General features: G+C 73.0%; 14 protein-coding genes. 9 read left to right on the plus strand and 5 right to left on the minus strand.

Going from position 1 to position 12,631, the window contains the following annotated elements:
* Positions 1–76 precede the first annotated feature (76 nt).
* From ectA to thpD, 4 genes are all read left to right on the plus strand, one after another.
* Positions 77–595, plus strand: a complete 519-nt coding sequence (gene ectA, locus AC0VYN_RS26020) for a diaminobutyrate acetyltransferase (RefSeq protein WP_385468719.1) — start codon at positions 77–79, stop codon at positions 593–595.
* 122 nt (positions 596–717) lie between these two features.
* A complete protein-coding gene (gene ectB / locus AC0VYN_RS26025; protein WP_475532917.1) occupies positions 718–1,989 on the plus strand; it encodes a diaminobutyrate--2-oxoglutarate transaminase in 1,272 nt (423 codons plus the stop codon).
* 87 nt (positions 1,990–2,076) lie between these two features.
* Positions 2,077–2,475, plus strand: coding sequence for an ectoine synthase (locus AC0VYN_RS26030; protein ID WP_385468713.1), 399 nt, complete (start codon positions 2,077–2,079; stop codon positions 2,473–2,475).
* Positions 2,476–2,481: 6 nt separating this feature from the next.
* Complete coding sequence (gene thpD / locus AC0VYN_RS26035; protein WP_475532918.1) at positions 2,482–3,381, plus strand: ectoine hydroxylase; 900 nt, start codon at positions 2,482–2,484, stop codon at positions 3,379–3,381.
* Positions 3,382–3,461: 80 nt separating this feature from the next.
* Here thpD and AC0VYN_RS26040 read toward each other — a convergent pair whose 3' ends face one another.
* From AC0VYN_RS26040 to AC0VYN_RS26060, 5 genes are all read right to left on the minus strand, one after another.
* The gene (locus AC0VYN_RS26040; RefSeq protein ID WP_475532919.1) at positions 3,462–4,547 is read right to left on the minus strand and encodes an aminotransferase class V-fold PLP-dependent enzyme; all 1,086 of its coding nucleotides are present in this window, start codon (positions 4,545–4,547) and stop codon (positions 3,462–3,464) included.
* Positions 4,548–4,607: 60 nt separating this feature from the next.
* Positions 4,608–5,327 carry a DsbA family oxidoreductase gene (locus AC0VYN_RS26045; protein ID WP_475532920.1) on the minus strand — a complete coding sequence of 240 codons (720 nt, stop codon included), beginning with the start codon at positions 5,325–5,327 and terminating at the stop codon, positions 4,608–4,610.
* A 76-nt stretch (positions 5,328–5,403) separates the two neighbouring features.
* The gene (locus AC0VYN_RS26050; RefSeq protein ID WP_475532921.1) at positions 5,404–5,907 is read right to left on the minus strand and encodes an N-acetyltransferase family protein; all 504 of its coding nucleotides are present in this window, start codon (positions 5,905–5,907) and stop codon (positions 5,404–5,406) included.
* A gap of 36 nt (positions 5,908–5,943) precedes the next feature.
* Entirely contained in the window at positions 5,944–6,552 is a 609-nt protein-coding gene (locus AC0VYN_RS26055; protein WP_475532922.1) for a DUF1349 domain-containing protein, read from the minus strand.
* A gap of 130 nt (positions 6,553–6,682) precedes the next feature.
* Positions 6,683–8,212: an aldehyde dehydrogenase (NADP(+)) gene (locus AC0VYN_RS26060; protein WP_475532923.1), complete on the minus strand. Its 1,530-nt coding sequence runs from the start codon at positions 8,210–8,212 to the stop codon at positions 6,683–6,685.
* Between the two features lie 124 nt (positions 8,213–8,336).
* On the opposite strand from AC0VYN_RS26060, the gene AC0VYN_RS26065 reads away from it, so the two are divergent.
* The 5 genes from AC0VYN_RS26065 (at position 8,337) to AC0VYN_RS26085 (ending at position 12,571) form a co-directional block, all read left to right on the plus strand.
* Positions 8,337–9,110 (plus strand): IclR family transcriptional regulator, encoded by a 774-nt coding sequence (locus tag AC0VYN_RS26065; protein WP_385462245.1) that lies wholly within the window; start codon positions 8,337–8,339, stop codon positions 9,108–9,110.
* Positions 9,111–9,113: 3 nt separating this feature from the next.
* Entirely contained in the window at positions 9,114–9,584 is a 471-nt protein-coding gene (locus AC0VYN_RS26070) for a GNAT family N-acetyltransferase (RefSeq protein ID WP_475532924.1), read from the plus strand.
* Between the two features lie 79 nt (positions 9,585–9,663).
* Positions 9,664–10,668 (plus strand): hypothetical protein, encoded by a 1,005-nt coding sequence (locus tag AC0VYN_RS26075; RefSeq protein WP_475532925.1) that lies wholly within the window; start codon positions 9,664–9,666, stop codon positions 10,666–10,668.
* Positions 10,665–11,912, plus strand: a complete 1,248-nt coding sequence (locus AC0VYN_RS26080) for a sensor histidine kinase (RefSeq protein ID WP_475532926.1) — start codon at positions 10,665–10,667, stop codon at positions 11,910–11,912. Before AC0VYN_RS26075 ends, AC0VYN_RS26080 begins: the two co-directional genes overlap by 4 nt.
* Positions 11,909–12,571: a response regulator transcription factor gene (locus AC0VYN_RS26085; RefSeq protein ID WP_385462233.1), complete on the plus strand. Its 663-nt coding sequence runs from the start codon at positions 11,909–11,911 to the stop codon at positions 12,569–12,571. Before AC0VYN_RS26080 ends, AC0VYN_RS26085 begins: the two co-directional genes overlap by 4 nt.
* Positions 12,572–12,631 lie beyond the last annotated feature (60 nt).

The following is a 12,631-nucleotide window of genomic DNA, read 5'->3' on the forward strand; positions in this document are numbered from 1 at the left end:
GATAACACACGAGGCGTCCACACGTAACCCCATCCGGCGATGCATTTTTTAAAGCCACTGGGTAAATTCAATTTGCATGACCGCCGTGCAAGCAGACCTGCGAATCGATCGCCCGGAAGTGGCCGACGGAGCCGCCCTGTGGCGGATAGCGAAGGATTCCAAGGTCCTCGACGTGAACTCGTCCTACAGCTATCTGCTCTGGTGCCGCGACTTCGCGGCCACCTCTGCCGTTGCCCGCGACGGGCACGGAGTGCCGGTCGGCTTCGTCACCGGCTACCTGCGGCCGGACCGGCCCGACACGCTGCTCGTGTGGCAGGTCGCCGTGGACGAGGCTTACCGTGGACGAAAGCTCGCGGCTTCACTGCTCGACGAGCTGGCCGCCCGGACTTCCGCGGAGTGCGGGACGGTGACGATGGAGACCACCATCTCCCCCGACAACACCGCCTCCCAGCGGCTGTTCACCTCGTTCGCCGAACGGCACGGAGCCCGGCTTGAGCGCGAGGTGCTGTTCGAGACGGACCTCTTCCCCGACGGACCGCACGAGCCCGAGGTGCTGTACCGCATCGGTCCCCTCCCCGCCGCGGCCCGCGGCTGACCGCCCCGCTCCCGGGCGACCCGGCACCCCGGCCCCCTCACACTTCCCGGCAGAGACCGCACCGGTCCCCGGATCCGTACGACCTTCCTCTCCCACCCTCACCCCACGAGGAGCGATTCGTCGTGACCATCACCCAGCCCGACCTCAGCGTTTTCGAAACGGTCGAATCCGAGGTGCGCAGCTACTGCCGCGGCTGGCCCACCGTCTTCGACCGTGCGCACGGCAGCCGCATGTACGACGAGGACGGCCACGAGTACCTCGACTTCTTCGCCGGCGCCGGCTCGCTCAACTACGGGCACAACAACCCCGTGCTGAAACGTGCGCTGATCGACTACCTGGAGCGGGACGGCGTCACGCACGGGCTCGACATGTCGACCACCGCCAAGCGCCGCTTCCTGGAGACGTTCCAGGACCTCGTGCTGCGGCCGCGCGACCTGCCGTACAAGGTCATGTTCCCGGGCCCGACGGGCACCAACGCCGTGGAGTCCGCGCTGAAGCTGGCGCGGAAGGTGAAGGGGCGCGAGTCGATCGTGTCGTTCACCAACGCCTTCCACGGCATGTCGCTGGGCTCGCTCGCGGTGACAGGCAACGCCTTCAAGCGGGCCGGCGCCGGCATCCCGCTGGTGCACGGCACGCCCATGCCGTTCGACAACTACTTCGACGGCACCGTCGAGGACTTCCTCTGGTTCGAGCGGCTCCTCGAGGACCAGGGCTCCGGCCTCAACAAGCCGGCCGCCGTGATCGTCGAGACCGTCCAGGGCGAGGGCGGCATCAACGTCGCCCGTCCCGAGTGGCTGCGCGCCCTGTCCGAGCTGTGCGCACGCCAGGACATGCTGCTCATCGTCGACGACATCCAGATGGGCTGCGGCCGTACCGGCGCCTTCTTCTCCTTCGAGGAGGCGGGCATCACCCCGGACATCGTCACCGTCTCCAAGTCGATCAGCGGCTACGGCCTGCCCATGTCGCTGTGCCTGTTCAAGCCGGAGCTGGACGTCTGGGAGCCGGGCGAGCACAACGGCACCTTCCGCGGCAACAACCCGGCCTTCGTGACGGCGACCGCCACGCTGGAGGCGTACTGGGCCGACGGGTCGGCGATGGAGAAGCAGACCCGCACCCGTGGTGAGCAGGTCGAGCAGCACATGATCGCCATCACCGAGGAGAACCTGGCCGACGTCAAGGAGTACCGGGGCCGCGGCCTGGTCTGGGGCCTGGAGTTCCACGACAAGAGCCGCGCGGGCCGTGTGGCCCGGCGCGCCTTCGAGCTGGGGCTGCTCATCGAGACGTCCGGCCCCGAGAGCGAGGTCGTCAAGCTCCTGCCGGCGCTGACCATCACGCCCGACGAAGTGGACGAAGGCATGAAGACCCTCGCCCGCGCCGTGCGCGAGACCGCCTGACACCCCACCGCTTCCGGCGCCCCGGGCCCGCGTGGCCATGGGCGCCGGAGACCCTGCACACCCTCACCTAGGAGGCATCGCAACACCGTGATCGTCCGTTCGTTCAAGGAGCTCGAAGGCACCGACCGGCACGTGAAGTCGGCGTCCGGCACCTGGGAGAGCAAGCGCATCGTCCTCGCCAAGGAGAAGGTCGGCTTCTCCGTGCACGAGACGATCCTGTACGCGGGTACGGAGACGTCCATGTGGTACGCGAACCACATCGAGGCCGTCGTCTGCACCAAGGGCGACGCCGAGCTCACCGACCGCGAGACCGGGAAGACCTACCACATCACCCCGGGCACGATGTACCTCCTGAACGGCCACGAGCGGCACACGCTCAAGGTCAAGGAGGACTTCCACTGCATCTGTGTCTTCAACCCGCCCGTGACCGGACGGGAGGACCACGACGAGAACGGCGTCTACCCGCTGCTCACCGAGGAGGTGTGAGTCATCGTGACCATCACGACAACGAACATCACCGATCTGTACCCCACCCGTGGTGCCACCGAGGTGGCCACTCCCCGGCAGGACCCGGTGGTCTGGGGCAGCCCCGACACCCCCGGGCCCGTCCCGGCCGCCGATCTCGAGGCGCTGGACCGTGACGGCTTCCTCGCCGTCGACCAGCTCATCGGACCGGACGAGGTCGCCGTCTACCAGCGCGAGCTGGAGCGGCTGACCACCGACCCGGCGATCCGGGCGGACGAGCGCTCGATCGTCGAGCCGCAGTCCAAGGAGATCCGGTCGGTCTTCGAGGTGCACAGGATCAGCGAGGTGTTCGCGAAGCTGGTGCGCGACGAGCGGGTCGTCGGCCGGGCCCGGCAGATCCTCGGCTCGGACGTCTACGTCCACCAGTCGCGGATCAACGTCAAGCCCGGCTTCGGCGCCAGCGGCTTCTACTGGCACTCGGACTTCGAGACCTGGCACGCCGAGGACGGCCTGCCGAACATGCGCACCGTCTCGGTCTCCATCGCGCTCACCGAGAACTACGACACCAACGGCGGTCTCATGATCATGCCGGGGTCGCACAAGACGTTCCTCGGGTGCGCGGGGGCCACGCCGAAGGACAACTACAAGAAGTCCCTGCAGATGCAGGACGCGGGGACGCCGTCCGACGAGGCGCTGACGAAGATGGCGTCGGAGTACGGCATCAGGCTGTTCACCGGCAAGGCCGGCTCGGCGACCTGGTTCGACTGCAACGCCATGCACGGCTCCGGCGACAACATCACGCCGTTCCCGCGCAGCAACGTGTTCATCGTGTTCAACAGCGTGGAGAACACGGCGGTCGAGCCGTTCGCGGCACCGATCCGGCGCCCGGAGTTCATCGGGGCGCGGGACTTCACGCCGGTGAGGTGACCGGCGTCCCCGGATTCGGGCAGGGGCCTTCTCGTGTGGGACGGGAGGCCCCTGCCCGCTGCCGTCCGGGCCCGGCCGGCTCAGCCCGCCAGCACGTCCAGCAGCCGGTCGACGTCGGCCGCCGTGTTGTACAGGTGGAACGCGGCCCGCAGATGGCCCGCGCGGTCGGAGACCTGCACGCCCGCGCGGCTCAGGTCGCCCTGCCGGTGGCCGAGTCCGGGCACGGACACGACCGCCGACCCGGGCGCGGGGACCGCCTCGTGGCCCAGGGAGCCCAGGCCCTCGCGGAACCGGTCGGCGAGGGCCGTGTCGTGGGCGTGCACGGCGTCCACGCCGAGTTCCTCGAGGAGCGCCAGGGAGTGCCGGGCGCCCGTGTAGGAGAAGAGGGCGGGGCTCTCGTCGAAGCGCCGTGCGGAGTGGGCGAGTTCCTCGACGGGGCCGTAGCAGCTGTCCCAGGGACGTTCGCCCGACGCCCATCCGGCGAACAGCGGCGTCAGTCCGCCCAGGTCCTCCGGGACGACGAGGAAGGCGACGCCGCGCGGGCAGAGCGTCCACTTGTAGGCGACGGCGGTCACGTAGTCGAAGTCGTCCGCCGCCAGCGGCAGCCATCCGTTCGACTGGGAGCTGTCGACCAGGGTCCGCGCCCCGTGCGCCCGGGCGGCGTCCCGCAGCGCCGCGAGGTCGGCGATCCGCCCGTCGGCCGACTGCACGGCGCTGACCGCGACGAGCGTGGTGCCGGGGCCCACCGACTCGGCGATCCGCTCCAGCGGCACACTGCGCACCTTCAGGTCGCCCCGCATGTGCAGCGGGTTCACCAGGGAGCTGAAATCGGCCTCGGCGGTGAGGACTTCGGCGCCCGCGGGCAGTGAGGCGGCAACGAGTCCGCTGAAGGTGGCGACCGACGCCCCGGCCGCCACCCGGGAGGCGGGGACCCCGAGGAGGCGGGCGAAGGCGGACCGGCTCGCCTCGACGTCGGCGAACATGTCGAGGGGCTGCCCGGCCGCCGCGGACTCGGCCGCGTCACGCAGGGCGACGAGGGTCCGGGCGGGCAGCAGGCCGGTGCTGGCGGTGTTCAGGTACGTGGTCTTCGGATCGAACTCGGCACGGACGAGGGTCTCGAAGCTCTCCATGGCACCACTGTGCGGCCCCGGGACCTCCCCGTCCATCGCGTATTTCTTCGCGGTATCCCCAAGGACCGCTTATGCGAGCCCCGCGACCTGGGTGTTTCAGTTCTGCGGCACCGCACAGCCGTCCGGGCCGCACGCCTGGGCGGCCGCGTCCCCGCCGTCGACGGGCTTCAGGGGGGCGCGCTCGCCCCACGCCTGCGTCAGCGCCTGGGCGAAGACCTCGGCGGGCTGGGCGCCGGAGACGCCGTAGGCCCGGTCGAGCACGAAGAACGGCACCCCGGTGGCCCCGAACCGCGCGGCCTCCCGCTCGTCCGCCCGCACTTCCTCCGCGTAGGCGGTCGGGTCGGCCAGCACCTCGCGGACGGCGTCCGCGTCCAGCCCGGCGCCGACGGCCAGGTCCACGAGCCGTTCGTCGTCGTCGAAGACCGAACGCTCCTCGGCGAAGTTGCCCCGGTAGAACGCGTCCAGCAGCGCCTCCTGCCGGCCCTCCGCCTTGGCCAGGTGCAGCAGCCGGTGCATGTCGAAGGTGCTGCCGTGGTCGCGGCCCCGGGTGCGGTAGTCCAGGCCCTCGGCGGCGGCCTGCGCGCCGAGGTTGTCCTCACCGGCCCGGGCCTGCTCCTCGCTCATGCCGTACTTCGCGGTGAGCATCGTCAGCACGGGCTGGACGTCGTCCTTGGCGCGCCCCGGGTCCAGTTCGAAGGACCGGTGCACCACCTCGACGCCGTCCCGGTGCTCGAAGGCCGCCAGCGCCTTCTCGAAGCGGGCCTTGCCCACGTAGCACCAGGGGCAGGCGATGTCGCTCCAGATCTCGACGCGCATGTGTCGGCTCTTCTCCAGGTCGTCGGGTGCGGAGGCACCCCCTCCGCCGGATACCCGAACGTCCGGGCGCCGCGTCTCATTCCCCGGGCACGTCGAAGCGCAGGTACCGGTGGTGGTCGCCCTCGGCGGGCGGGTCGTCCCGGTCGGGGTACCAGCCGCGGCGGGCGTAGAAGGCCTGGGCGCGCCGGTTGCCGACGTGCACGTCGAGGACCGCCGTCCGCACGCCGTCGGCCTGCCACTGCTCGACGCAGGCCGCGTGCAGGGCGGTGCCGATGCCGGTGCGCCAGTGGCCGGGGTCGACGTGGAACTGGTTCAGCTTCACCGTTCCGGCCGGGGCGTCCTCCGGGGCGCGGAACGAGGCGATGGCGACGACGCTCCCCCGCTCCACGGCGCACAGCACCTGCCCGTCGGTCCGCTCGACGGCGGTGCGCCAGGCCGCGGTCCAGTCGTAGCCGTCGTCGGGGAGTCCTTCGGGGTAGTACGTCGCCCGGGCGCGGGCGTGCAGGGCGGTCACCGTGCCCACCTCGGCGGGCAGGACGGTGCGGATCACCCGGCTCTCGGTCACGCGTTCGTCGATCATGCAACGCAGGACGCGGGAGCCGGGCTTCCGGTTGCCTCAGCCGCCGTCGCGCAGGTCCGCCGGCGCGCCCGGCCGGAACTCCAGGTGGTCGAACCGCACCACGCAGCCCTCGCCCGTCGGCGACTGGGCCAGGAAGCCGGCCAGCGCCGCGCCCGTCTCCTTCTCGTCGCCGAGGGTGAACAGGCGGACGAAGGTCCAGCGTTCGCCGTCGCGGGAGGCGTGGAAGGCGAAGGCCCGTCCGGTGCGGCTGACCCGGAGCCACGCCGAATTCCCCTCCACGGTGAAGGAGTTGCAGTCGTCGGAGTGCCCCCGGGTGACCACCGTGCAGACGGTGGGCACGTCCGGGGAGTACTCCAGGCACAGCTTGGCCCAGGCCCGCTCGCCGACGTGGACGTACAGCACCCCGGCGTCGAAGGCCGCGCCGAACCCGACGGTGACCCGGGCGATCAGCTGGAAGTCCCCGTCGGGCGCCCCCAGCAGCCGCGGCGCGTCGGACGCGGGCTCCAGCGCCTCCCCGGCCGGCGGCACGAACCGGTCCTGCCGGGGCCCGGCGACGCCGGTGAGCACCCCGCCCTCGTAGGACCACTCCCCGTCGGGTCCGTAGGGACGGAGGGGGAAGGGCAGTTCGGGAAGTTCGAGATCCACTGTGTCATCCTCTCAGGCGCCGGTGAACGCCCCTCAGGGCGCGGGGCTTTGTCGACGTGCGGCTCCGCCTCGTGGGCGCGACCGGCGACAGCGGCGCGCCACCCCGCTCCCGAGCCGCACCCCGGCGGCGCTAGCGCTCCAGAACCCCGTTGAACCGACGGGGAAGCCCCAGCGGGTTGCCGTCCCGCAGCTCGGCCGGCAGCAGGGCCTCGGGCACCCCCTGATACGCGACCGGCCGCAGCCAGCGCTCGATGGCCGTGCCTCCCACCGAGGTGGACGTCGACGTCGTGGCCGGGTACGGCCCCCCGTGGTGCTGGGCCGCGGCGACCGCGACCCCCGTCGGCCAGCCGTTGACCAGCACCCGCCCCGCGAGCGGCGTCACCTCCGCGAGGAGCGACGCCCCGCGTCCCTCCCCCGCGGCCTCCTCGGCGGAGAGCTGCACGGTCGCCGTGAGGTTCCCCGGCAGCCGGGACAGCACGCCCCGGACCTCGGCCTCGTCGGTGTAACGGGCGACCACGGTGACCGGGCCGAAGCACTCCTCGAGGAGCAGGTCGTGCTCGCCCCCGTCGGCCAGCCGCCCGGCCGGCACGGTCAGGAAGCCGGGGCTGACGGTGTGCTCGCCGCCCGATCCGGGCGTCACCGGGGACTCCACGTCGGGCAGCGCCGCGCGCTCGGCGACCCCGGCGACGAAGTTGTCCCGCATGCGGTGGTCGAGCAGCACCCCGGCGTCGGTGTCGCTGACGGCGTCCGTGAGGGTCTTCACCAGGCCGTCACCGGCGGCGCCGGACGGCACCAGGACCAGGCCCGGCTTCACGCAGAACTGGCCGACGCCCAGGGTCATCGAGCCGGCCAGCCCGGCGCCGATGGCCTCGGCCCGCTCGGCCGCCGCGGCCTCGGTGACGACGACCGGGTTCAGGGAGCCCAGTTCGCCGTGGAAGGGGATCGGCACGGGACGGGCCGCCGCCGCGTCGAACAGGGCCCGGCCACCGCGCACGGAGCCGGTGAAGCCGGCCGCGGCGACCAGCGGGTGCCTGATCAGCTCGACGCCGGCGTCGAAGCCGTGCACCAGGCCGAGGACGCCCTCCGGAATGCCGTGCCGGGCGGCGGCCCGGCGCAGCACGCTCGCGACCAGCTCGGACAGGGCCGGGTGGTCGGGGTGGGCCTTGACGACGACCGGGCAGCCGGCCGCCAGCGCGCTCGCGGTGTCGCCGCCGGGCACGGAGAAGGCGAAGGGGAAGTTGGAGGCCGAGTAGACGGCGACGACGCCGAGCGGCACCTTGTAGCGGCGCAGGTCGGGGATCGGCGGGGTGGCCGTGTCGTCGGGGTGGTTGATGACGACGCCGAGGAACTCGCCCTCGTCGACGATGTCGGCGAAGGCCCGCAGCTGGTAGCAGGTGCGGGCGAGTTCACCGGCGAGCCGGACCGGGCCGAGCGCGGTCTCGGCGTCGGCCACCTCGACGAGGGAGCCCTCGGCCGCCTTCAGCTCGTCGGCGGCCGTGCGCAGAAAGGCCGCGCGGACGGTGCGGTCGGCGAGGGCCTCGCGCGCCGCGTGGGCGGCCCGGACGGTGGCGTCGACCTCCTGGTCCGTGGCCTCCACCGCGACCTGTTCACGCTGCTTCCCGGTACGGGGGTCGACACTCCAGACTGGTGCTGCTGCCACCGCGGGTCCCTCCACGTGCTCTGCGTTCTCTGCATCGGGGTGGTCGCGTTCGATATACTGAACGCTGTCTCCGATGATGAATACGGTGGACATTATTTCCCGTCGAACGAAGGGGTCAAGGGCGATGTCGGCTGGCGAGACGGGGGGCGGAGCGCAGGTCAAGTCCGCCGTGCGGACGGTTGAACTGCTCGAGTACTTCGCCGGACGCCCCGGCATGCACTCCCTCGCGTCGGTCCAGGAGGCCGTCGGCTACCCCAAGTCGAGCCTGTACATGCTGCTGCGCACGCTGGTCGAGCTGGGCTGGGTGGAGACGGACGCGACGGGCACGCGGTACGGCATCGGCGTCCGGGCTCTGCTGGTCGGCACGTCGTACATCGACGGCGACGAGGTGGTCGCGGCGGCGCGGCCCACGCTGGACCGGCTCTCCGACGACACCACGGAGACCATCCACCTCGCCCGGCTGGACGGCACGAACGTCGTCTACCTGGCCACCCGCCAGTCCCAGCACTACCTGCGGCCCTTCACCCGCGTCGGCCGCCGGCTGCCCGCGCACTCGACCTCGCTGGGCAAGGCGCTGCTGAGCACGTACAGCGACGAGCAGGTCCGCAAGATGCTCCCGGAGACCCTGCCGGCGCTGACCGAACACACCCTCACCGACCGGGAGAAGCTCATCGAGGAGCTGCACCAGGTGCGGGAGCAGGGCTTCGCGGTGGACCGCGAGGAGAACACGCTGGGGCTGCGCTGCTTCGGCGTGGCGATCCCCTACCGCACCCCCGCACGGGACGCGATCAGCTGCTCGGTGCCGGTGGCGCGGCTGACGCCGGCGCACGAGCAGATGGTGAAGGACGCGCTGTTCGACGCGCGCGACCGGCTGACCCTGGCGACGCGTAGGCTCTGACGCATGCACATCGCACTGCGCGAGGTCCACGACAGTGATCTGCCCGTCTTCTTCCGGCAGATGAACGATCCGGAGGCCCTGCGCATGGCGGCCTTCACCCCGCCCGATCCCGCGGACTGGGACGCGTTCACCACCCACTGGAACACGATCCGGACCTCGCGCGACGTCGTGCGGACCATCCTCGGCGACGGCGACGTCGTCGGCAACGCCGCGGTGTACGGGGAGCCGGGCGAGCGCGAGGTGACGTACTGGGTGGACCGGGCGTACTGGGGCCGGGGCGTGGCCACGGCCGCGCTGCGGGCCCTGCTCGCCGAGGTCGTGGACCGCCCCCTGTACGCGCGGGCGGCGGCGGACAACGCGGGGTCGCGCCGCGTGCTGGAGAAGTGCGGCTTCGAGACGAGTGCCCGGGCCCGGGGCTTCGCTCCGGCGCGCGGCGAGGTGATCGACGAGGTCGTCCTCCACCTCGCGGACTGATCCGTCTCCGCCGCGCGGCGGAGGCGGATCGTCGGTGCGCGGGACGTGCCCGGGGGCGCTTGGGCGGGAGCGTGGAGCCATGACGCAGACGCTCACACCCGCCCCGGCCGCTGCCGCCGGCCCCACCACGGCACGCCGTCTCCTGGGGGCGGCCGCCGTCGTCGCCTGCCTGCCGTACCTCGGGCTCAAGGCCGCCTGGATCGCCGGGAGCCGGGTCGGCATCCCCGACGGCAGCGCCCTGCTGGACCACCGGGTGACCATGGCCGTGGCCAACGGATTCTCCGTAGTGCTGGACAGCGGTGTGATCGTGCTGGCGCTGGTGCTGACCCGCCCCTGGGGCCGGCGGGTGCCCGCGTGGCTGCTGGCGCTCCCGGCGTGGGTCGCCACCGGGCTGCTCGCGCCGATCATGACCGGGTTCCCGTTGCAGCTCCTCGCCCGGGCCTTCGCGGGCGGTGTCGCCACGGGGGCCGACGCGCGGCGGGAGCCCTTCCTGCACGAGTGGGTGTTCGGGGTGGTGTACGGGGGGTTCATCGTGCAGGGCCTCGCCCTCGGCGCGCTGTTCGTCCTGTACGCCCGGGACCGCTGGGGGCACGTGTGGCGGGGGCGGACGGGGGACCTGCCGGTCCGTGCCGTCGGGCGGGGCCGGCGAGCCGTCGCCGTCGTGGCAGCGGTCCTCGCGCTGTTCCCCGCCGCCGTCCGGCTGCTGTGGGCCTGCGGCGGCACGGCCGGGCTCGGCGCGGGCCGGGCGGCGGACCGCACCAGTGACTTCTACGTGCTGGAGGCCCTGTACGTCGTCTTCCTCGTCGCTGCCGTCACCGGCACCCTGCTGCTCGCCTTCCGCCGCGGGCCCGTCCTGCCGGTCATGGTGCCGCTCGCCCTCACCTGGGTCTGTTCGGCCGCCGTGGCCTGCTGGGGCGGCTGGATGCTGCTCGGCACGCTCGCCGTGGCGGGCGATCCCGCCGACCGCCCGACAGGCCTGATGGTCCTCACCTACGCTGCCCAGATGATCGTCGGCCTCCTCCTCGCCTCCGTCGGCGCGCGCTTCCTGGCCCGCAGGCCGGCCCCGGCGCGCGTGCTGCCGTGACCGCGGCCGTCCGGTCCCTGGTGGGCCGGCGGGCGCGCCTGCGGTGGGTCCACCTGATCCTCGGCGGCGCGCTCGCCATGCCGTACGTGCTGGTCGGGTCGCTCGTCGTCGGCCCGGTCGCCGGCGACGACGACATCTTCGGCTCCCTGCCCCTGCAACTCGGCTCCTTCGCCCTCGGGTTGCCGCTCGCCGCCGTCACCTCGCTGTTCCCGCCGACCCGGCCGCTGGAGTCGGGGGTGGTGCGCTGGCTGTGCGGCGTGGAGGGCGACCGGCTCGCCTACGGGCCCGCCCGGACGAAGGGCGAGAAGGGGCGCACCGCCGCATGGTTCGCGCTGCACCTGGGGACCGGGGGGATCGTCGCGGGCATGTCGCTGGCGGTGCCGCCGTTCGCCGTCGCGCTGATCCTGCTGCCCTTCGTGCCGGCGCTGCGCGACCGGATGGAGCTGCCCCGTCTCCTCGACCACGCCTGGGCGCTCGCGCTCACGCCGGCCGCGGGTGCCGCGCTGCTCGTCGCGCTCGCCGGGTGCGCGGCCGGCTGCGGCGCGCTGCTGGCCCGCTGGGCGCCCGCGTTGCTCGGCCCCTCCCCCGAGGACCGGATCGCGGCGGCCGAGGCGCGGGCCACCGACCTCGCCGTGCGCAACCGGCTCGCGCGCGAGCTGCACGACTCGGTCGGCCACGCGCTCAGCGCGGTGGGGCTCCAGGCGAGTGCGGCCCGGCGGGTGCTGGACACCGACCCCGGATTCGTCCGCGAGGCGCTCGCCGCGATCGAGGACACCACCCGGCGCACCGTCGGCGAACTCGACGCCGTCCTGGGGCTGTTGCGGGACGGCGACGCGCCGGGCACCGCTCCGGCGCCCACGCTCGCCGCCGACCTCGACGGCCTGCTGCGCCGCACCCGCGCGGGCGGGGCACGGGTGGCGGCCACCGTCGCCGCCGACCCCGCCGCGCTGCCGCCGCCGGTGTCCCGCGAGGCGTACCGCATCGTGCAGGAGGGACTGAGCAACGCCCTGCGGCACGCGGGTGAGCGGGTCACCGTGACACTGCGGATCGACGTGGTGGACGGCCAGCTGCGCATCACCGTCGAGAATCCTCCCGGTGAGCCCCGCGTCCCGCGCCCCGGCGGCGGTCACGGCCTGCGCGGCATCGCCGACCGGGCCCGTCTGCTGGGCGGCGCCGCCGAGGCGGGCGCCGCCGACGGGGTGTGGCGGCTCCACGTACGCCTGCCGTTGAAGGGACCCGCATGACCGCTACGCCGATCAGGATCGTCCTCGCCGACGACGAACGCATGGTCCGCACCGCCCTGCGCGCCATCCTCTCCGCCGAGGCGGACCTGGAGGTCGCCGGCGAGGCGGCCACCGGGGCCGAGGCCGTCTCCGTCGTGCGCGAGACCCGGCCGGACGTCGTCCTCATGGACGTCCGCATGCCCGGGGTCGACGGCATCCGCGCCACCGAGCGGATCCTCGCCACGCTCGCCGAACCGCCGCGTGTCGTCGTCGTCACCACGTTCGAGAACGACTCCTACGTCTACGACGCCCTGCGCGCCGGGGCGGCGGGCTTCCTGCTCAAGCGCGCCGACGCCGACACGCTCGTCCAGGCCGTGCGGCTGGTGGCGCGCAGCGACACGCTGCTGTTCCCGTCGGCGGTCCGGGCGCTGGCGGCCGAGCACGCGCGCGCCAGGCCCGCCCCGCCGGCCTGGGTGGCGCGGCTCACGGAGCGCGAGGGCGAGGTGCTGCGGCTGATGGCGACCGGGCTGACCAACGCCGAGATCGCCGGGCGGCTGCGGGTGGGACCGGCCACGGTGAAGACGCACGTGGCGTCGGTGCTCGCCAAGACCGGTACGCGCGACCGCACCCAGGCGGTCATCCGGGCCTACGAGGCCGGTTTCGCGAAGCCCGTGTCATGAACGGACGATGAGAAAGATGAGAAAACGGGTCGCATGGGAACGATCCGGTCCGGCCAGTTC

Source organism: Streptomyces sp. 63XJN7_1_ISO-PGPR-S23-121 (genome assembly GCF_056173025.1).